Source organism: Dyella ginsengisoli (assembly GCF_044904665.1).
GTDB lineage: Bacteria > Pseudomonadota > Gammaproteobacteria > Xanthomonadales > Rhodanobacteraceae > Dyella_A > Dyella_A ginsengisoli.
Genome location: NZ_JADIKM010000001.1, coordinates 680,291 through 700,925, shown reverse-complemented (window position 1 = coordinate 700,925; position 20,635 = coordinate 680,291). Strand labels below are relative to the sequence as shown.

The window sequence follows — 20,635 nt, the reverse complement described above, 5'->3', positions numbered from 1 at the left end:
AGGAGTGAGAAACAGGCCAATCAGCGCGTCAGGCCGACGCTCTCTCTCACTTCTCACTCCTCTCCACTCACTCCTCGCCCTTAGAGTTCACGCAGCGCCGTGGTCACCGGCAGGCGCGCGGCGCGCACCGCCGGAAACAGCCCGCCGATGAAGCCGATCGCCATCGCCCACTTGATGCCGGTCCACAGCAGCTGCGGCGACACCTTGAACTGGAACACCACCTGGCTGAAGTTCGAGCCCAGGGTCGACGCGGTGTAGCCATTGAAGATCAGCCAGGTGACGAAGCCGCCGAGCAGGCCGCCGAGTAGGGCCAGCAGCATCGTCTCCAGCAGGACCGACACAACCACCGGCACGCCGCGGAAGCCGATCGCGCGCAGCGTGGCGATCTCCCGGGCCCGCGAAGCGACGGCGGCGAACATGGTGTTGAGCGCGCCGAACACCGCGCCGATGGCCATGATGATGCCCACGGTGAGCCCGACGATGCGGATCAGCTTGGTCAACCCTTCGGACTGCTTGGCGAAGTACTCGCGGGTGGTGGTGACATCCACCTTGATGCGCGGGTCGCTGAGCAGGGCCGCCTTGAAGGTGGCGAAGGCCGCGGGGGCGGTGAGGCGCACGGTGACCGACTGCGCACTGGAGCCACGCCGGTAGGCCGAGGCGACGGTCTGCATGTCGCCCCACAGTTCCGAATCGTGCGAATCGTTGGCGGCGAACGCACCGACCACCGTCCACGGCTGCCCGGCAAGGCGAATCTGCCGCCCCACTTCCAGCCCGGCGAACTGCCGCTGCGCGCCCTGCCCCACCACCAGCTCGCGCAGGCCCGGCTTGAAGCGGCGCCCCTCGGTGATGTGCACGTTCGGGCGCAGCGCCCACGCCGCATCGCTGACGCCGCGGATCTGCACGTTGGCTTCCACGCTGGGATCGTTCTTCTTGGCCAGGTTCGCCACCACCGAGATCTCGGCCGAGGCGATCGGCTTGCCGTCGGCATCGCGCGCCACGCCGGGCGCCTGCTCGATCACGTTGAGGCTGTCGCGTTCCAGCACCGAGTTGAGCTCGGCCGCCGAGCCACCGCGCAGCACGATGGCGGTGTCGTCGCTGCCGGTCTGCTGCAGCGTGGCGGCGAAGCCGTCGCCCATCGCCAGCATCGCCACCAGCACGCCGACCACGCCGGCGATGCCGATCACGATCACCGACGAGGCACCGATGCGCTGGCCCAGCGTGCTGATGCCCACGCGAGTCACCGACAGCGTCTGCCGCCCGCGGCGGAACAGCACGAGCCAGAGCACCAGCAGCAGTGCCAGACCGCCGACTGCTGCCAGTGGCAGTCGGGTCCAGATCACCAGCGCCGCGGCAAGCAGCACCAGCAGGCCGAGGTTGCCCAGGAAGCCGAGAAATTTTTTCATGATGGATCTCCTCAGCGGCCCGCGAGGGCGTCGACAATGTTCAGGCGCATCGCGCGCAGCGCCGGCAGTGCGCCGACCACCAGGCCAATCAGCACCATCAGCCCCACGCCGATCGCCCAGCTGGTGGCGCCGACCGGTGGCAGGTTCACCATGCCGCCGCTGCCCTTGGTCACGACCGGCGCCAGCAGCGAAGCGATGCCCAGACCGATTGCGCCCCCCAGCACCAGCAACAGCACCGACTCGGCCAGCACCATGCCGAGCACGCCCGAGCTGGAAAAGCCGATCGTCTTGAGCACCGCCAGTTCGGACGTGCGCTCGCGCACCGCCTGCGCCATGGTGTTGCCGGTGAGCAGGATCAGGGTGAAAAACACCGCGCCCATGATTGCCGTGACGATCAGGCCGATGTCACCCAGCTGCTTGGCGAACGAGGCGCTGAAGGCCTGCTCGGTCTGCGTCTTGGTCTCGTGGTCGGAGTTGGCCGAGATCGCGTCGATCGCCTTGGCCACGCTGTCGGCGGCATTCGGGTCGGCCAGCCGGTCGATGTACCATCCCATCTCGTGGCGCGCGTAGAGGTTGGCCTCGTCGAAATATTTCCAGTGCAGCAGGAACAGCTGGTCCAGGCCGTTGGCTGCCCCCTTGCCGACGCTGAAGATGCCGACGATGTCGAACTGCCAGGTCTTGTCGCCATTCTTCTGCGGGAAGATGGCCGACTGCAGCGGGATCTTGTCGCCCACCTTCCAGCCGTACTTCTTGGCCAGCAACGGGCCGATCACCACGCCGGTGCGGGTACCGTCGAACGCCTTGCGCTGCTCCGGCGACAGCTGGATCTCCGGATAGACGTCCAGGTAGTTCGGGCTCACCGCGTAGCTGAAGACGAAATTCTTCGGGTCCTGGTAGAAGCCGCCGAACCAGTTGGCATACGCCACGTCCCGCACGCCCGGCACGCCGGCGATGCGCGATTGCAAGGCCTGCGGCAGCGACTGGATGATCGAGTAGCGCGAGGCGGTAATGAGTCGATCCACGCCGACCACGCTCTTGCTGCCACTGTCGAAAGCGGTGCGCACCGCGTCGAGCATGCCGAACAGCAGGAACGCGGTGATGATCGACACCAGGGTGAGCAAGGTGCGCGTCTTGCGGCGGAACAGCGCCGCCCAGATGAGATGAAGGTATTTCATCGCCGCCTCCTCAGGCCGTGGCCTGCTCGACCAGCGAGCCCTTGTCCAGGTGCAGGATGTGGTCGGCGTATTCGGCGGCCTTGGGATCGTGCGTGACCATCACGATGGTCTTGCCGTGCTCGCGGTTCAGCGTGCGCAGGAGGCCCAACACGTCCTCGGCGGATTGGCGGTCGAGATCGCCGGTCGGCTCGTCGCATACCAGCAGGGTGGGGTCGGAGACGATGGCGCGGGCGATCGCTACGCGCTGCTGCTGGCCGCCGGAGAGTTCGCTGGGCTTGTGCGAGGCGCGATCGGCCAGACCCACCAGCTGCAGCGCAATGGCAGCGTTCTTCCTGCGCTGTGCGCCGGAAAGCTTGGTCAGCAGCAGCGGCAGCTCCACATTGCGCTGCGCGCTGAGCATCGGCATCAGGTTGTAGAACTGGAAGATGAAGCCGACGTTGGATGCGCGCCACTTCGCCAGCGCACCCGCACCGAGTTGGTCGATGCGCTGACCGCCGACGGTGATGCTGCCCGCGCTGGGCGTATCCAGGCCGCCGATGAGGTTGAGCAAGGTGGTCTTGCCCGAGCCGGACGGCCCCATCAGGGCCAGGAAGTCACCCCGCGCGATGGCCAGGTCGACGTGGTGCAGCACTTCCACCTTCTGCTTGCCGCGCTCGTAGACCTTGGCCAGGTCGTGGATCTCGATCAGCGTTTCCATGGTGCTTCTCCTGCGTAGATGAATGGCCCGCGGTAGGAGCCCGCTGGCGGGCGATGCTCTTGCTCCTGGTCTGCATCAAAGCCAGGAGCATCGCCCGCCAGCGGGCTCCTACAGGGATATGTCAGGGTGGGGTGGACGTCTGGACGGCCGAACCGTCGTGCAGCGTGGATGGCGGCGACACCACCACGCTGTCGCCGGGGCTCACCGCCTCGGGCAGCAGGCGCAGATCGCCATAGGTCTGCGCTGCGGGCGTCACGACGCGCTGCCGCGCCACCTTGCCCTGCACCACGAACACCACGTTCTTTCCGTCGCGCTGCGTGAGCGCCTGGGCCGGCACCAGCACGCCCTTGGGCGATGCGGCGGCCGCCGGCTCCTTGTGCTCCAGGAAGGCCACGCGCACGCCCATGTCCGGCACGATGCGCGCATCCTTCGCCTCCAGCGCCACGCGCACCTTGATCGTTGCCTTGCCGCGGTCGGCGGTCGGCACGATGGCGATGACGTGGGCGGGGATGCGCCAGTCGGGATAGGCGTCGAGCACCGCCTCGGCCGGCATGTCCGGCTGCACGCGGCCGATGTAGGCCTCGTTGACGTCGACGTCGATCTCCAGCGAATCCATGTCCACGATGGTGCCCACGCCCGTACGGGTGAAGCCGCCGCCGGCCGAGAGCGGCGAGACGATCTCGCCGACCTGCGCGGCCTTGTCGGTAACCACGCCGGCGAACGGCGCGCGCACCACGGTGTAGTCGTAGTTGACCTGCGCCACCCGCGCCTGCGCCTGTGCGGCGGCCACCTGCCGGCGTTGTGCATCGACCTGCGCCTGGTAGCTGGCCACGGCGGTGCGCGCCTGCTCGGCTGCCTGCTTCGACACCAGCCCGCGATCCACCAGCGCATCCAGCCGCGCCGCATCGGCGCGCGCCTGCACCAGCTGGGCCTGCAGCTGCGCCACCTGCGCCTGCGCGGCCTGGGCACTGGCGAGCGCGGCGTCGAGGTTGGCGCGATAGCCGCTGTCTTCCAGTCGCGCCAGGATCTGGCCCCTGGTCACGTGGTCGCCTTCCTCGATCAGCACCTCGGTCAGCGTGCCGGTGATCTGTGCGGAGACGGTGGCCTGGCGACGCGCGGTGACATAGCCGGTGGCTTCCAGCACCGCGCCGGCCTCGCCCTGCTTGCCGGGGCTGGCGGCGACGGCCGTCTGCACGACCACCGGGCGATGCGCCATCCACCACCAGCCGCCCGCGCCCATCAGCAGCACGAGCACCACGCCGAGTGCGATCCAGCGCCCGCTGTGGCCCCCACTGCCGACCTCCTCGCGCTGGTTGCGATCGATGCGCAGCTGCTTCAACAGTTCCGCGTTGTCCACGTGTACTCCCCGGCCGGCCCACCCCGGCTCATCCTGGCGACAAGGGTGGAGTGTGCGCCGATCGAAAGGCAGCGGCCGTCATCAGGCATCGGCGGTGACAGCTGTCATTCGCTACCCGCGCTGCCGCGGCCGTGGGGTGCCCTGCTACGCTTTCGGGCATGACCTACGCCATCACTCCCCCGCCCGTTTCCAGCTTGCCGATCGCCGGCAGCGACCAGCGCTTTCCCGTGCGCCGCATCTTCTGCATCGGCCGCAACTACGCCGAGCACGCGCGCGAGATGGGCGCGGTGGTGGAGAAGGACGCGCCGCTGTTCTTCTGCAAGCCCGCCGATGCCGTGGTCACGGACGGCGCGGACGTGCCCTACCCGCAGGCCACCGCCGACCTGCACCACGAGGTGGAGATGGTGGTGGCGCTGGGCGCCGGCGGTCGCGACCTGTCGCCGGAGATGGCGGCCCGGTTGGTGTGGGGCTACGGCGTAGGGCTGGACCTCACCCGCCGCGACCTGCAGGCCGTCGCCAAGGCCAAAAGCCATCCGTGGGACGTGGCCAAGGCGTTCGACCATTCCGCGCCGGTGTCGGCCCTGGTGCCGGCAGCGAAAGCCACGGTGGATGCGGGTACGGTGCTGCGCCTCACGGTGAACGGCGAGCTGCGCCAGCACACCACGCTGGGCGAGATGGTGCACAGCGTGCCGGAGATCCTGGCGGCGCTGTCGCGGCTGTTCGAGCTGAAGGCCGGCGACCTGGTGTTCACCGGCACCCCGGCCGGCGTGGCGGCGCTGCAGCGCGGCGACCGCTTCCATGCCGAGCTGGTGGGCGTGACGACGCTCGACGGACGCGTGGCCTGAGCAGCGCTCGCCTGTTGCCCCTTGGGCCACTGCGCTAGAGTCGCCGGGTCAGTCACATACCCTGGGAGGGGAACCATGAGCATGCTCAAGGAGTTCAAGGAATTCGCCATGCGCGGCAACGTGATCGACCTCGCCGTGGGCGTGGTGATCGGCGGCGCGTTCGGCAAGATCGTCACCTCGCTGGTGAACGACGTGATCATGCCGCCGATCGGCCTGCTCACCGGCGGCGTGGATTTCGCCGACAAGAAGTGGGTGCTCAAGGCCGCCGACAACACCGACCCCGCGCACAAGGTGGCCGAGGTGGCGGTGAACTACGGCATGTTCGTCAACACGCTGATCCAGTTCCTGATCATCGCGTTCGCGATCTTCCTGGTGGTCAAGGCGATCAACCGCATCAGCCGCAAGGAAGAGGCCGCACCCGCCCCGCCGCCGGCCGACGTGGTGCTGCTCACCGAGATCCGTGATCTGCTGAAGAACCGGCCGCAGGCGTAAGCCCTGATCCGGCTGCAAGCATGACTTGTGGCCTAAGCGGCCCGTGGGCACCCCGCCATAATCGGGGTTTGCCCACGGAGTCCCCCATGCGCCGCCTTCGCCTGTCCCTGCTTGCCGCCAGTGTCGTACTGGCCAGCTCCGCATCCGCCGCCGCGGCAGATGCGCCCACCGTGATTCCCGCCGCCGCCGTGCACACCGCCGAGCAGCTGCGCGACAGGGCGATGCACGACGACACCGCCTACCGCATCGTCGAAGGCCTCACCACCGAGGTCGGCCCGCGCCTCGCCGGCGGTCCGAACGACCAGCGCGCCCGCGACTGGGTGGTGGCGAAGATGAAGGCGCTGGGCTTCGATCGCGTCTACACCGAACCGGTGAGCTACCCGCTGTGGGAGCGCCGCAGCGAGAGCGGCGAAATCGTCGCGCCGTTCCCGCAGAAACTGGTGCTTACCGCGCTCGGCTACTCGCCGGCCACGCCGAAGGGGGGACTCACCGCGCAGGTGGTGGCTTTCCCGACGCTCGACGCGCTGAAGGCGGCCGATCCGGCCACCATCAAGGGCCGCATCGTCTACGTCGGCGCGCGCATGACCCGGAAGAAGGATGGCCACGACTACGGCATCGGCTCAGGCGTGCGCACGCAGGGCCCGGTGATCGCGCAGTCCAAGGGTGCCGCCGGCTTTTTGCTGCGCTCGGCCGGCACCGATCCGCACAGCCGCGCGCCACACACCGGCGTCACCGGCTTCACCGACCCGGCAAGGACGATTCCCGCCGCGGCGCTGGCCGGGCCCGACGCCGACCAGCTCGAGCGCGTGCTGGCGCACGGCCAGCCGGTGCAGGTGAAAATGGACCTGGACTGCGGCATCACCGGCCAGTACACCGGCGCCAACGTGATCGGCGAGATCACCGGGCGCAAGCATCCGAAGCAGATCGTCGACATCGGCGGGCACCTGGATTCGTGGGACCCGGGCACCGGCGCGATCGACGACGGCGCCGGCGTGGCCATCGCGATGGGCGCGGCCAAGCTGATCCACGACCTGCCGCAGCGGCCGGACCGCACCATCCGCGTGATCGCCTTCGCCAACGAGGAGATGGGCCTGTGGGGCGGTCGCGCGTATGCCGACAGGCACGGGGCCGACGTGGCCAACCACCAGCTCGGCACCGAGTCGGACTTCGGCGCCGGCCGCATCTGGCGCATGAGCGCCAGCGTGAAGCCCGAGGCGCGCGGCGCGATCGGGCAGATCGCCAAGGTGCTGGCGCCGATCGGCGTGGCCTACGACGCCGAAAAGCCCGGCGGTGGCGGCTCGGATCTGTCGCAGATGCACGCCAAGGGCATGGCCGCGCTGTCGCTCACCCAGGACGGCACCTACTACTTCGACTGGCACCACACGTCGGAGGACACGCTGGACAAGATCGACCCGCAGGATCTGGCGCAGAACGTGGCGGTCTACGCGGCGTATGCGTACATGGCGGCACAGGCGAAGGGCGACTTCGGCTCGGCCCCGGGCGCCTTCCCCGGCGAGCAGGGCGAGTAACCACCACCCTGTAGGAGCCCGCTCGCGGGCGATGCTTTTGCTCTGATTCCACATCCAGAGCCAGGAGCATTGCCCGCTAGCGGTCTCCTACAGATGGGACTTCGCTAGCGGGTGTAGTGCAACTTGGCGTCCACCAGCACCTTCGGAAAGCAGAAGGTCTTCGGGCGCACGGTGATCGCCACCGGCATCAGCACCTCCTGCTCGACGCCGCCCACGCTGTCGCAGCTCGCGCCGTCGGCCAGCTCGTAGTGGATGACCCGCGCGGTGTATTGCGGGCAGACGTCGCCGCACGGGTACTCGGCCACCACGCGCTGACCGTGATGGCGGCCGAGCTCCACCGTGGTGTGCATCAAGGTGGCCTTGTCCCAAGGCTGCTTCGCATACGCCAGCAGCGCCGCGTCATCGAGCGTGCCGGGCGTCGCGGCCCGGCTGGTGCAGGCACCGAGTGCCAGCGCCAGCAGCGCGCTGGTGCCGATCGCGATGGTGCCGATTCGTTTCGCGTGGTTATTGCGCATCGCCGCCGTCTCCCTTGCCGGAAAGCGGCAGCTTAGCCGGCGCAGGCGTGAACGCGATGCCTCCGCTCACACCTCGCTGGTCTGCGCCTGCAGCGCCGGCGACTTGCCGCGATGCTGCAGGCGATCCAGATACAGGTAGATCACCGGAGTCAGGTACAGCGTGAGCACCTGCGACACCAGCAGGCCACCGACCACCGCCAGGCCCAGCGGCCGGCGCACCTCGGCACCCGCGCCGATGCCCAGCGCGATGGGCAGCGTGCCGGCGAAGGCCGCCATGGTGGTCATCATGATCGGACGGAAGCGCACGCGGCAGGCCTCGAAGATCGCCTGCGCCGGCGCCATGCCCTCCTCGCGCTGCCGCTCCAGCGCGAAGTCGATCAGCATGATCGCGTTCTTCTTGACGATGCCGATCAGCATCACGATGCCGACGAAGGCGAACAGGTCCAGCGAGGCCTGGAACACCACCAGCGTGAGCAACGCGCCCACCGCCGCGGCAGGCAGGCCGGAGAGGATGGTCAGCGGGTGGATGAAGCTCTCGTACAGAATGCCCAGTACCAGGTAGATCACGAACACCGCGAGTAGCAACAGCAGGCCCATGCCCTGCACGGAATCCTGGAACGCCTGCGCGGTGCCCTGCACGCTGCCGGTGATCGTCGCCGGCAGACGGATATCCGCCATGGCGCGCTCGATGCCCGACACCGCCTCACTGAGTGACACGCCCGGCGCCAGGTTGAACGACACCGTTACCGCCGGCAGCTGCCCCTGGTGGTTGACGGTGAGCACCTCGGGCTGGCGCTTGAACGTGGCCACGGCATTGAGCGGCACCAGCGCGCCGCTGCTGGCGGTGACGTAGATGCGCGAGAGCACGTCCGGATCGCTCTGCAGGCTGCGCTCCACCTGCAGGATCACCCAGTACTGCGTGGCCGCACCGTAGATGGTGGAGATCTGGTTGGCACCGAACGCTGCACCGAGCGCGCTCTGCACCTGCGCCATGGTGAGCCCAAGCGGCGCGAGCTTGTCGCGGTTCACGTCGACGGCGATCGACGGGCTGTTGAGGTCGAGGTCGGTGGTGACGTCCTGGAAGCCCGGCAGGGCGCGGAACGCGTTCACCACCCTGTCGCTCCAGGCGTACAGCGCCTTCAGATCCACCGACTGCAGGGTGTACTGGTACTGCGCCTTGCTCTGCCGGCCGCCCACCTGGATCGCCGGCGGATTGGCGATGTAGGTGCGGACGCCCGGCACCGCGGCGAACTTCCTGCGCAGCTCCTGGATGATCTGATCGGGCGTGAGCGCGCGCTCGTTCGCCGGCTTGAGCTTGAGCAGCAGGGTGCCGTTGTTTACCGTGCTGCGCGGCCCGCCGGCACCCACGCTGGACATGTAGCCGGCCAGGTTGGGGTCCTTCGCCACGATGTCCGCCAGCTGCTGCTGGCGCGCCACCATGGCGTCGAAGGAGACGTCCTGCGGGCCTTCGGTGGTCACGCGCAGCAGGCCGTTGTCGCCGGCCGGGATGAAATCTTTCGGCACCACCAAGAACAGCAATGCGGTGGCCAGCAGGCTGGCACTGAATCCCGCCAGCACCAGTCGCGGGCGGGCCATGCACCAGCTCAGGCTCGTCGTGTAGCCGCGCTGCACGGCGCTGAAGCCGCGATCGAAGCCGGCGATCAGCCAGTTCTTCTTGTCGTGGTCGTGCGCTCGGACGAAGCGGCTGCACAGCATCGGCGTGAGCGTGATCGCCACGATGCCGGAGATCCCGATCGCCACGCTGATGGTCACCGCGAACTCGTGGAACAGCCTCCCCACGATGCCGCCCATGAACATCACGGGGATGAACACCGCGATCAGCGACAGCGTCATCGAGAAGATGGTGAAGCCGATCTCGCCGGCACCCCTCACCGCCGCATCGTAAGGGCGCTCGCCCGCCTCGATGTGGCGAACGATGTTCTCCAGCATCACGATCGCGTCGTCCACCACGAAGCCGACCGCCAGCGTGAGCGCCAGCAGCGACAGGTTGTCCAGGCTGTAGCCCAGCGCGGACATTGCGCCGAAGGTGCCGATCACCGAGATCGGCAACGCAACCGCGGGGATCAGCGTGGCCGAGAGGTTGCCGAGAAACAGGTAGATCACCAGCACCACCAGCACGCCGGCCAGCAGCAGGGTCAGCTGCACATCGTCCACCGACTCGCGGATCGATTGCGAGCGGTCGTACAGCGTGGCCAGCTTCACCGACGGCGGCAGCGTGGCGACAAAACCCGGCAGCAGCGCGCGGATGCGCTTGACCGTATCCACCGTGTTGGCACCGGCCTGGCGCGAGATCGCCAGGATCAACGCGCGCTCGCCGTTGTACCAGCTGGCGGCCTGGTCGTTCTGCACGCTGTCGCGCGCTGCGCCCAGGTCACCGACGTGCACCGGAGCACCGTTGCGCCACGCCACCACCACACCGTTGTAGGCCGCCGCGCGCATCAGCTGGCCGTCGCTGCGGATCGGCAATTGCTGGCGCTGGCCGTACAGCGAGCCGGTAGCCTGGTTGACGTTGGCGTCGGCGATGGCGCTCTGCACCTGATCGATGCCGATGCCGGCGGCGGCGAGCTTGTCCGGATCGACGCTGATGCGCACGGCGTACTTCTGCGCACCGTAGACGTTCACCTGCGCCACCCCGTCGACCATCGACAGGCGCTGCGCCAGTTCGGTCTCGGCGTACTCGTCCACCTGCGACAGCGGCAGCGTGTCCGAGCGCATGGTGAGGAACAGGATCGGCGCATCAGCCGGGTTCACCTTGCGGAACGTGGGCGGCGTGGGCATCTCGCGCGGCAGCTGGCGCTGCGCGGCGGAGATCGCCGACTGCACGTCCTGCGCGGCGCCATCGATGTTGCGGTTGAGGTCGAAGGTGAGGGTGATCGAGGTGGAGCCCAGCGCGCTGGTCGAGCTCATCGAGGCGATGCCGGCGATGGTCGACAGCTGCGCTTCCAGCGGCGTGGCGACCGCCGAGGCCATGGTTTCCGGCGACGCGCCGGGCAGGCTGGCGTTGATGCTGATGGTGGGAAAGTCGACGTTCGGCAGCTCGTTCACCGGCAACCGCGGATACGCCACGACACCGAATACAAGCAGCGCCGCCATCAGCAGCGTGGTCATCACCGGACGGCGGATGCACAGCGCGGGGATGTTCATGCCGTCACCTCGTCGCCGTCTTCTCGCGCGTCATCACTTGGCGACATGGGCTCTGGCTCCGTTCGCCAACAGCATCTGCCCCTCGATCACCACCTGCTCGCCGGGCGCCACGCCCTTGTCGATCACCTGGCGGTCGCCCTGGGCAGGGCCGGTCTCCACGTAGCGCTGCTGCACAGTGCCATCGGCGCCGAGCACGAACACGAAGCTGCCCTTGGACGAGCTCTGCAACGCCGGCACCGGCACCGTGACCACGCCGGCCAGATGGGTGGTGGGCAGGCTCACCTGTACGTACTGGCCGGGCGTGAGGCGGCGCGCGGCATTGTCGAAGTGCGCCTTGAGAGTGATCGTGCTGGTGGATGCATCCACCGCGTTGTCAATGAACTCCAGCGTGCCGCGCAGCGGCCTGCCGTGATCGCCCGCGACGGTCGCCTGCACGGTCACGGCGCCGCGCGCCAGAGACGTGCGCACAGCCGGCAGCGAATCCTGCGGGATGGCGAAGGTGACGCGTACCGGATCGTCCTGGTTGAGCACGAACAGGTCGGTGGCATCGGAGGTAACCTGCGCGCCCGGCCACACCAGCGGCGCGCCGACCACGCCGTCGAACGGCGCCACGATGCGTGCGTAGTCGAGCTGGGTCTGCGCCAGCTCCTGCGTCGCAAGATCGCTTTGCAGCGCGGCGCGGGCTACGGCGAGGTTGGCTTTGTAAGTATCGAAGTCGGCCTGGGAGACGAAGCCCTTGGCGAGCAGGTCGGTGTAGCGCTGCTGGTCGGCCCGTGCCTTCTGCAACTGGGCGCGATCACGCGCCACCACGCCGCGCGCCTGGTCGAGCTGCGCCTTGAGCAACCGCGGATCGATCTGCGCCAGCACATCGCCCTTGTGCACGTGCGCGCCGGGGGTGAAGCCCAGCGACTGCAACTGGCCGGACACGCGCGCGCGCAGCGTCACCGTGGACCACGCCTCCACGCGGCCGACCAGGGTGAGCACGAGATCGAGGTCGCCACGCGTGGCGGCACTTACCTGCACCGGCACCGAAGCCCCCGCAGCGGCCGCACCGCGGGATGCCGACGACGCCTGCTTGCCGCGGTGGCTGAGCAGGTAGGCGGCCAGCGCCACGACGGCGAGCACGACGAACAGCAGAACGACTTTCTTGCGGGACATGCGGGGGAGTTCTCGGGGGTCGAGTCGCGAACCTTACGGCACGCAGCCGCGAGCGGATTCACGGCGCGTCATCGCACGCGCCGCGACACGCGCGGCACAGCTTCGATCCAACGCCTCAGCGCCGCGAACGTTTACCCGCCATCACCGTGACTTTCGGCAGGGTCTTCCGGATCGGTAACCGACTGGTCGAGCGCCTGCAGGTTGTCCTTGATCCGTTCAAGCACGGCCAGCGCCTGCGCCAGCTCGTCGTAGTCGATGCCCTGGGTGGCATCCTTGCGCAGGCCGCGGCCGATCTCCTCCATGTCGCCAATCACGGCGCGCGCCTGTTCGGTGGGATAGAGGCGCCAGGCGCGACGGTCGCGCGGATCGGGGCGGCGCTCGACAAATCCCGCCGCCTGCAGGCGGTCGATCACGCGGCCCACCGCGATCGGCTCCATCTCCAGGTACTCGGCCAGTTCGGTCTGGCGCAGTCCCTCGCGATAATGGAGCATCTTGGTGGCCCGCCACTGCGCGCGGGTCAGCCCGAACTTCACTGCACGACGATCGAAGTGCTTGCGGAACAGCAGCGTCACGTCGTTGAGCAGGTAGCCGAACGGGAGATCTTCGGTTTTCGTCATGTTTGCGGTGCACTCAGGACCAACCAACGCTGGCAAGCATACGTGCCTGCCGATGGACAGACCATGACCTTGCGCAACATCGTCGCGGACCTCACCACGCTGGCACAGGACGCCATCGTCAATGCCGCCAACCCCAGCCTGCTCGGCGGTGGCGGCGTGGATGGCGCGATCCATCGCGCCGCCGGGCCGGCGCTGCTGGCCGCCTGCCGCGCACTGCCCGAGCACTCGCCCGGCGTGCGCTGCCGCACCGGCGAAGCCGTGATCACGCCGGGCTTCGCGCTGCCCGCGCGCTACGTCATCCACACGGTGGGACCGGTGTGGCGCGGCGGCGATCGTGACGAGGCCACATTGCTCGCCTGCTGCTACCGCAACGCGCTGGCCGTGGCGGCGCGCCACGCGCTGCATCGCGTGGCGTTCCCGGCGATCAGTTGTGGTGTCTACGGCTATCCGCCCGAGGCGGCTGCCGCCGTGGCCGTGCGCAGCGTGCGGGAGGCGCTGGCGCAGTGGCCGTCGATGCAGGTGACGCTGTGTGCGCACGACGCCGCCATGGCGGCGATCCTGGACAACGCGCTCAGCGCAGCGTGAACGGATACAGCGGCGGCAGCGGTTCCTGACCGGCCGGCGGCGAAGCTTCGCTGCGCCAGGCGAAGCCCGACGCAAAGGCCGCCGCGAGCGCTTGACGATCCGGCGCGTGCGCCGACGTGGCGTAGCGTGCGCGCTGCAGTGCATCGATGGCCGCGTGCTGTTCGGATGAAGCCAGCGCCGCCGACACCGCATCGAGGTGACGCAGTGCGGGGCGCTCGGTCCGCGCCCACGCCAACAGGCGATGCGCCTGCTCCGTCACGTCCGCCTCGCGCACCGCCCGCAGGAAGGCCTGCTTCGCCTCGCGGGCGGAGAGCGTCGCTGTGCTTCCCGCCGTCGCGATCGGCGCGGGCCGGGACGCCCGGCGACGCCACCACACGACGCCGAGCAGCACCGTGACCAGCCACAGGCCGAGACTGCCCAGCGCGATCCAGGACCATGGCAGGCTGCGCGCCGGCGCGCTGTTGCCTTCGGCAACCACGGCCGGCGACGACGTCGCCGCGGGCGCACTCGACCCGGCAGTTGCCGGCGGCGTCACCACTGGCGCCGGTGCGCCGGACGCCGACAACACGGTGAACTGATGCTCGGGAACCGTCGCGGTCTCGGCGCGACCGGTGAGCACGTTCCACCACTTCACGGTGATCGCCGGCACGGTCAGCGTGCCCGCCTTGCCCGGCACGATGGCAAATGCCTGCTGGCGACGCCCGACCACCCACGGACCATCCGCACGGTTGCCGGTAACCGGCTTGTCCGGATACGCGGTGGCGCCGTCGAGCGCCGGCAGGCTGAGCGACGGCAGCGCCTCGAACGGCAGGCCGGTGGCCTCCATGCTGAGCGTGAGGTTGAACGGCTGCCCCACGCGCAGCGGCGTGGCCGCGTCGGGCAGGCCATCAAGCGTGAGGCTGAGCTTGCGTGCCGGCAGCCACGCGGCGCTGCCCCAGTCGGACGGCGCCGCATTGATCATCACGGAAAGCGGGCGGCTCTGCGCGGAGACCGGCGCGCCCATGCCGAGGAAGCTGTCCGGATCGTTGGGATCGAGCAGGTCGCCCTGGAACGGAATCGGCGGAATCGTCAACTCGCCAGCGCGCTGCGGCACCAGCACGTAGCGGCGCTCGATCACGTTGTAGATGCGACCGTTGCGCTCGGCCTGGTAATCGGTGTCGCCGCCGATGCGGCTCACGTCGACGCCGTCGATGCGCGGATCGCCCAGCGATGCGTTGGCGAGGTTGGCGGTGTAGTAGAGCTTGACGCTCAGCGACAGCTGCTGGCCGACGTAGGCGTGGCTGGGATCGATCGCCGCCTCGACGAACACCGGCCCGGTCGCGGCCTGGCCGGTCGCGCTCGGCGCGGTGACCTCCAGCGTGAGCGGCTGGGTGGTTTCGTTGCCCACCGTCAGCGGCGGAATGCGCAGCGTGCCCTGGTGCAGCGGGCGCAACGCCACGCCGTACGAATACTCCACCGTGCGCTGGCCATTGACGAAGCTGGTGGTGCTGCCGCTGGACTTGCCCAGCACCTCGAAATCGGCGCTCAGCGGGGAGAGATCCGGCGCGGCAAGGGGCGCCGTCTGCGAACGCAGGTTGAGCGTGACCGTGTCGCCGAGCTGCGCCGTGCTGCGATCGAGCGAGGCCTGCACTTGTGCGTGCGCCAGCCACGGCAGCAGCCAGCAGCACAGCGCGAGGGCGAGAAAGCGAAGCGGACGGGTCACGGCTGCTCATCCTCCGCCGGCGCGCCGCCGTGGCGCTGCCGGTATTCGAGTTCGAACTTGCGCCGCAGCAGCGCGCCCGGATCGTCCGGTACGCGCTGCAGCGCCTGGCGCACTTCGGCCGGCAGGCGCGAGGACGGGTCGCTGTCATCGGGCAGGCCGAGCTGGTGCGGCTGGTCGGGATCCGCCTTGGACGGCTTGCCCTGCTTGGCCAGCGCCTGATCCATCTGCTGCTGCAGCGCCTTGCGTGCCGCCTCGGCACGCGCCTGCTCGGCAGCGCGCTGTTCGGCCGTCTGCGGTTTGCCGGCGTCCTGCGAAGCGTCATTGCCCGGCTTTTGCGCCTGGTCTTGCGCGTTCTTGTCCGGTTGGTCGGCGGGCTTGCCGGACTGCCCCTGGCCGCTGTCGCCGGGCTTGGGCTTGCCTTGGTCGGAGGGCTTGTCCTTGGACGACGACTGGCCGTCCTGGCCGTTTTGCTGGCCGTCCTTGCCCTGGTGATCCTTGCTGTCGTTGTTTGCGTCGTCTTGCTGCTTTTCCTGCTGGCGGCGCAGCCAGTCTTCGACGGCCTGCTTGTTGGCCTTGGCATCGGCGTTCGCCGGGTCGCGGGCGAGCGCGCGATCGTAGGCGGCGATCGCTTCCTTGTAACGCTGCTCCTTGGCCAGCGCATTGCCGAGGTTGTACTGCGCGTCGGTGCCGGGCAGCGGGGCCAGCGCCTGCGCCGCCGTGGCGTAATCGCCGCCGCGGTAGGCCGCGGCGCCGCGCAGCGCGGGATCGCGCGCCAGCTTGCGCGCCGTGGCGACGTCACCGTGCTGCAGCGCGCGCGCCGCCTGCTGATCGGGTCGCAGCCACAGGTCACGCCAGCCGTCCGCATGCGCGGTGCCGGGCAGCAGCAGCGGCACGAGCACGAGCGGCAGCACCAGCAGCCAGCCGCGACGAAAGCCCAGCGCCACCACCGCCAGCAGCGGCAGCAACAGCCACGGACCGCGGTCGAGCCACTGCTCGCTGCTCGCGTCATCGCTGGCGGTTGCGTCGCCGCCACGCAGCTGTGCGTGCAGGGCATCGATGTCGCTGTGATCGTCGCTGGCCGGCACGTAGCGCCCGCCACCGGCGGCCGCGAGCGCGGCCAGGGCAGCATCGTCACGCCGCGCCAGCTCCAGGTTGCCCTGGGCGTCGCGCAGGAAGCCGCCCTCGGCCAGCGGAACCGGGCCGCCGCCGGCGGTGCCGACACCCAGCACCGACACCCGCACGCCCTGCGCCAGCGCGCGGCGTGCCGCGGCCTGCGCAGCGGCATCGGCGCGGTCGGTGATGAGCACCAGCGAGCCGCCGCCGGCCTTGGCCTGGGCCACCAGCTTCACGCCCTGCTCGATCGCCTGCGCGGCGTTGTCGCCCTCGGTGGGCATGGTGTCCGGCGCCAGCGCGTCGAGCAGTTCATCCAGGCTTCCCGCATCGGAGGTAAGCGGCGCCACCACGAAGGCTTCACCGGCGTAGGCGATCAGCGCGTTCTGGCCGGCACGATTGCTGGCAAACAGGTCGCGCGCCTTGTACTTGGCGCGATCGAGCCGGCTCGGCGCGATGTCCTTCGCGAGCATGCGCGGCGAAAGCGACATCGCCACCACCTGTGCGGCGCGTTCGGCATACAGCGGCTGCGGCTGCCGGCTCCAGGTGGGGCCGGCGAAGGCGAGCGTGGCGAGCGTCCAGCCCAGCGCCAGCAGCGCAGTGGAGGCGCGGCGACTGGCCGGCCGGCCGGTCAGCAGGTGCGGCAGTAGTGCGGCATCGACCAGCCGCGACAGCTCGCGCACGCCCGCATCGGCGCGGGTACCGCGCCACACCAGCAGCGGCAGCACGAGCAGGCCCAGCAGCCACAGCGGCCGCAGGAAGTGGAAGGCATGCAGCGCCGCCATCATGCCGGCTGCTCCCGGCGCACGCGTCCGACACGCGACAACGCGGCCAGCGCGAACAGCAACACTGCCGCCCCCAGCGGCCAGCGGAACAGTTCGTAGCGCGGCCGCAGGGCGGGCGCGCGCTGCGGCATCGGCTCCAGCGCATCGATGGTGCGATACGCATCGGCCAGCTGCGCGCTGTCGGTGGCGCGGAAGAACCGGCCACCGGTCTGCTCGGCCATCGCCGTGAGCATGCCGACATCGAGGTCGGCCGAGGGATTGATGGTGCGGCTGCCGAAGAAGTCCGGCACGCTCATGCGGTCCGCGCCGATGCCGATGGTGTAGATGCGCACGCCGGCCGCCTTGGCCGCCTTGGCTGCCTCCAGTGGCGCGATGCTGCCGGCGTTGTTGACGCCGTCGGTGAGCAGCACCAGCACGCGCGCCTCCTGCGGCAATGCGGCCAGCCGCTTCACCGAGACGGCTACGGCATCGCCGATGGCGGTCTCGGTACCCGCCAACCCCACCGCCGCGCCCTGCAACTGTGCGGTGACGGCCGACAGGTCGTAGGTCAGCGGGGTCACCAGGAATGCGCGGCTGCCGAACAGCACCAGTCCCAGCTCGTCGCCGCTGCGTCGCGCGATGAAGTCGCTGGCAATCGCCTCCACCGCGCCGAAGCGGCTCACCGGGTGTCCGGCCAGGCGCATGTCGTCGGTGCGCATGCTTCCTGAGAGATCCACCGCCAGCATCATCGACCGTCCGCTGCGCTGCTGCGCCTGCGGCGGCCCCACCCACTGCGGGCGCGCCGCAGCGGCGACCAGGCACAGCCACGCCAGGACAAACAGGCCCGCGCGCGGACCGGCCGCACGCACCGACACCGCCGCCATCGAGGGCAGTCCCGGATGCGGCAGGTGCAGAGCGCGTCCGGGCGTCGCCGGACGCAGCCAGCGACGCGCCAGCCACGGCAGCGGCAGCGCCACGATCAGCCACGGCCAGGCCAGCTCAGGCAGCGTCACGGGAACGCCTCCACCGGCGGCGCGAGCGCAGTGCCTTCGTCTCGCCCGATGCCTCGGGCAGCGCCGTCAGCCATGCGCGCATGGCGGCCGTGATCGCGTCGACATCGATCGCCGACTGCGGCCGATACATCGCCGCGTCGAGCTGCATCAATTGATCGATGTTCTCGCCGGAGACGGCGACGCGTGCGAGCGTGGCGCGCCACGGCTCGCCACGCTGGGTGATCGCCGCCGATTCCAGCCGGCGCGCGGCGCGCCGCAGCAGTTCGTGCAGACCGGTGGCGAGCGCCTGCGGCGACTGCGCGTGACGCACCAGCACGGATTCCAGCATCGCCAGCAACGCATCGCGACGGCGCGCCCGCGCGCGCGCCTGGCGCCAGCGGCGCGCAATCGCCCACAGCGCCAGTACCAGCATGGCGGCCAGCACCCACCAACCGGGCGCCGGCGGCCACCAGCCCGGCGCCGGCGGCAGGTGGATGTCGCGCAAGGTCGGCCCCGTGGGCGCGACCGCCGGTACCGATCCGTTGGGCATCCACATCACGCGCGCCCTCGCAGACCGAGCAGCGCCGCCACGGCGTCGAACGGATCCTCCGTGGTGTCCACCGTGCGGCAAGCGACACCGGTGGCTTTCGTCAGGGCAAGCAGGCGGGCGTGGCCGGCGCCAAGCAGCTGCGGCAGTGCCTGCTGCTGGCGCTCGCTGCCGACGATCCATTCGATCCGCTCGCCGTCGTGCTCCAGTGGGTATCGACCGGTCGGCGTCAGCGCGGTCTCCAGCGGATCGACCACGGCGAGCACGCCGAGGCGGGCCTGGCGCGCCAGCTCCACCAGGTGTCGCCGCGACGCTTCGTCGCTGCAGGCGCCGTCGGTGATCAGCAGTACGCGGCTGGCGCCGCGCAACACGCGCCCCACGTTCTGCAACACCTGCGAAAGCGGCTCGGCCCCCGACGCGGCATCGTTCGCATCCCAGTCGGCCAATGCGCCGCATGCCGCCAGTGCGCCGCGGGGGCCGGCACGCGGGGCGAGCAGTTCGTCGTGCGCACCGAACCCCATCAGGCCGACGCGTTCGCCGGCCTTGATCGCGTACCAGGCTGCCCACGCCGCGGCACGCGCGGCCTGCACGGACTTGAAGCGCACGCGCGTGCCGAAGCGCATTGAGGCGTGCCCATCGACCACGATCAGCAGGCGTCCTTCACGCTCCTCCTGAAACAGCTTGGTGTGCAGCTTGCCGCTGCGCGCCGTCAGCCGCCAATCGAGCCGGCGCACGTCGTCGCCGCCCTGATAGACGCGCGACTCGGCGTAATCCATGCCGCGGCCGTAAAGACGGCTGGACTGCTGGCCCGAGCGGCTGGCGCGACTGGCCTGCTGGGGCAGCGACGCCTTGCCGACGCGTGCGCGCAGCGCGAGCAGTTCGGCCAGTGAAACATGCGCGGCGCCATCGCCGTCGGAAGATCGCAACGGCGCGTTCACGGCAGCGGCACGAGGTCCAGCAGGCGATCGATGACCTGGTCCGGGCGCACGCCCTCGGCCTCGGCCTCGTAGCTCAGCAGCACGCGATGGCGAAGCACTTCGTGCGCCACCGCGTGAACGTCCTCCGGCAACGCGTAGTCGCGTCCATTCAGCCAGGCATGCGCGCGCGCGCAACGGTCCAGCGCAATGGTGGCGCGCGGACTGCCGCCCCAGGCGATCCAGCGCTTGAGCTCGGGACCGTAGCGACCGGCGTCGCGCGTGGCCAACACCAGCTGCGTGAGGTACTCCTCCAGCGCCGGTGCCATGTGCACCTGGAGCACGGCCTCGCGCGCCTGCATCACATCGGCGGGGGTGAGCAGCGCGCGTGGCGCGGCGTGCGCCTGGGCGTGACGGCTGGCCTGGGTGCGCGCGAGCTTGAGGATGGCCAGCTCCGAGGCGGCATCCGGATAACCGATGGTCACGTGCATCACGAAGCGGTCGAGCTGGGCCTCCGGCAAGGCGAAGGTGCCTTCCTGCTCGATCGGATTCTGCGTGGCCATCACCAGGAACAGCTCGGGCAGCCGCCAGGTGCTGCGGCCCACGGTGATCTGCCGCTCGGCCATCGCCTCGAGCAGCGCCGATTGCACCTTCGCCGGCGCTCGGTTGATCTCGTCGGCCAGCACGATGTTGTGGAACAGCGGGCCGCGCTCGAATTCGAAGCTGCCGGACTGCGGACGGAACACGTCGGTGCCCGTGAGGTCGGCCGGCAGCAGATCCGGGGTGAACTGCACGCGGTGGAAGTCCGCATCGATGCACGCTGCCAGTGCCTTCACCGCGGTGGTCTTGGCCAATCCCGGCGCACCCTCCACCAGCAGATGGCCATCCGCCAGCAGGGCGATCAGCAGGCAGTCGATCAGATGCGGCTGGCCAATGATGGTGCGCTGCAGATCCTCGCGCAGCTGCGCGAAGGCCTGCTGCAGGGGATGGGCAGGGGGAGCTGACGATGTGTCGGTCATGCAGATTTCCATGTTCGAAGCAGGCCTAGGACCACACCTGATCATGGAA

At 69.7% G+C, this 20,635-nt stretch carries 18 protein-coding genes; 4 read left to right on the top strand and 14 right to left on the bottom strand.

Going from position 1 to position 20,635, the window contains the following annotated elements:
• Positions 1-80 precede the first annotated feature (80 nt).
• From ISP17_RS03190 to ISP17_RS03175, 4 genes are all read right to left on the bottom strand, one after another.
• Entirely contained in the window at positions 81-1,403 is a 1,323-nt protein-coding gene (locus ISP17_RS03190) for an ABC transporter permease (protein ID WP_404630064.1), read from the bottom strand.
• A gap of 11 nt (positions 1,404-1,414) precedes the next feature.
• Positions 1,415-2,578, bottom strand: a complete 1,164-nt coding sequence (locus ISP17_RS03185) for an ABC transporter permease (RefSeq protein WP_404630063.1) — start codon at positions 2,576-2,578, stop codon at positions 1,415-1,417.
• 10 nt (positions 2,579-2,588) lie between these two features.
• Positions 2,589-3,275: an ABC transporter ATP-binding protein gene (locus ISP17_RS03180; RefSeq protein WP_404630062.1), complete on the bottom strand. Its 687-nt coding sequence runs from the start codon at positions 3,273-3,275 to the stop codon at positions 2,589-2,591.
• Positions 3,276-3,396: 121 nt separating this feature from the next.
• A complete protein-coding gene (locus tag ISP17_RS03175; protein ID WP_404630061.1) occupies positions 3,397-4,632 on the bottom strand; it encodes an efflux RND transporter periplasmic adaptor subunit in 1,236 nt (411 codons plus the stop codon).
• A 158-nt stretch (positions 4,633-4,790) separates the two neighbouring features.
• Between ISP17_RS03175 and ISP17_RS03170 the strand changes: the two genes are divergently transcribed.
• The 3 genes from ISP17_RS03170 to ISP17_RS03160 all read left to right on the top strand — a co-directional run bounded on the left by ISP17_RS03170 (position 4,791) and on the right by ISP17_RS03160 (position 7,498).
• Positions 4,791-5,477: a fumarylacetoacetate hydrolase family protein gene (locus tag ISP17_RS03170; RefSeq protein ID WP_404630060.1), complete on the top strand. Its 687-nt coding sequence runs from the start codon at positions 4,791-4,793 to the stop codon at positions 5,475-5,477.
• Positions 5,478-5,552: 75 nt separating this feature from the next.
• Complete coding sequence (gene mscL, locus ISP17_RS03165; protein ID WP_404630059.1) at positions 5,553-5,969, top strand: large-conductance mechanosensitive channel protein MscL; 417 nt, start codon at positions 5,553-5,555, stop codon at positions 5,967-5,969.
• Between the two features lie 86 nt (positions 5,970-6,055).
• On the top strand, positions 6,056-7,498 hold the full coding sequence (locus ISP17_RS03160; protein WP_404630058.1) for a M20/M25/M40 family metallo-hydrolase: 1,443 nt from the start codon (positions 6,056-6,058) through the stop codon (positions 7,496-7,498).
• Positions 7,499-7,602: 104 nt separating this feature from the next.
• Here ISP17_RS03160 and ISP17_RS03155 read toward each other — a convergent pair whose 3' ends face one another.
• From ISP17_RS03155 to ISP17_RS03140, 4 genes are all read right to left on the bottom strand, one after another.
• A complete protein-coding gene (locus ISP17_RS03155; protein WP_404630057.1) occupies positions 7,603-8,013 on the bottom strand; it encodes a hypothetical protein in 411 nt (136 codons plus the stop codon).
• A gap of 66 nt (positions 8,014-8,079) precedes the next feature.
• On the bottom strand, positions 8,080-11,178 hold the full coding sequence (locus tag ISP17_RS03150) for an efflux RND transporter permease subunit (RefSeq protein WP_404630056.1): 3,099 nt from the start codon (positions 11,176-11,178) through the stop codon (positions 8,080-8,082).
• Between the two features lie 33 nt (positions 11,179-11,211).
• Positions 11,212-12,336 (bottom strand): efflux RND transporter periplasmic adaptor subunit, encoded by a 1,125-nt coding sequence (locus ISP17_RS03145; protein ID WP_404630055.1) that lies wholly within the window; start codon positions 12,334-12,336, stop codon positions 11,212-11,214.
• A 131-nt stretch (positions 12,337-12,467) separates the two neighbouring features.
• A complete protein-coding gene (locus ISP17_RS03140) occupies positions 12,468-12,953 on the bottom strand; it encodes a MarR family winged helix-turn-helix transcriptional regulator (RefSeq protein ID WP_404630054.1) in 486 nt (161 codons plus the stop codon).
• A gap of 63 nt (positions 12,954-13,016) precedes the next feature.
• On the opposite strand from ISP17_RS03140, the gene ISP17_RS03135 reads away from it, so the two are divergent.
• Entirely contained in the window at positions 13,017-13,538 is a 522-nt protein-coding gene (locus tag ISP17_RS03135; RefSeq protein WP_404630053.1) for an O-acetyl-ADP-ribose deacetylase, read from the top strand.
• Here ISP17_RS03135 and ISP17_RS03130 read toward each other — a convergent pair.
• The 6 genes from ISP17_RS03130 to ISP17_RS03105 are packed head-to-tail and all read right to left on the bottom strand — an operon-like array spanning position 13,525 to position 20,586.
• Positions 13,525-15,240, bottom strand: coding sequence for a BatD family protein (locus ISP17_RS03130; protein WP_404630052.1), 1,716 nt, complete (start codon positions 15,238-15,240; stop codon positions 13,525-13,527). The two genes, ISP17_RS03135 and ISP17_RS03130, sit on opposite strands and share 14 nt — an antisense overlap.
• The gene (locus tag ISP17_RS03125; protein WP_404630051.1) at positions 15,237-17,138 is read right to left on the bottom strand and encodes a VWA domain-containing protein; all 1,902 of its coding nucleotides are present in this window, start codon (positions 17,136-17,138) and stop codon (positions 15,237-15,239) included. The genes ISP17_RS03130 and ISP17_RS03125 overlap by 4 nt, the downstream gene beginning before the upstream one ends.
• Positions 17,135-18,121, bottom strand: coding sequence for a VWA domain-containing protein (locus tag ISP17_RS03120; RefSeq protein ID WP_404631409.1), 987 nt, complete (start codon positions 18,119-18,121; stop codon positions 17,135-17,137). The genes ISP17_RS03125 and ISP17_RS03120 overlap by 4 nt, the downstream gene beginning before the upstream one ends.
• The gene (locus ISP17_RS03115; protein ID WP_404630050.1) at positions 18,114-18,656 is read right to left on the bottom strand and encodes a DUF4381 family protein; all 543 of its coding nucleotides are present in this window, start codon (positions 18,654-18,656) and stop codon (positions 18,114-18,116) included. Before ISP17_RS03115 ends, ISP17_RS03120 begins: the two co-directional genes overlap by 8 nt.
• 5 nt (positions 18,657-18,661) lie before the next feature.
• Entirely contained in the window at positions 18,662-19,591 is a 930-nt protein-coding gene (locus ISP17_RS03110; RefSeq protein ID WP_404630049.1) for a DUF58 domain-containing protein, read from the bottom strand.
• Entirely contained in the window at positions 19,588-20,586 is a 999-nt protein-coding gene (locus tag ISP17_RS03105) for an AAA family ATPase (protein WP_404630048.1), read from the bottom strand. Before ISP17_RS03105 ends, ISP17_RS03110 begins: the two co-directional genes overlap by 4 nt.
• Between the last annotated feature and the right edge of the window lie 49 nt (positions 20,587-20,635).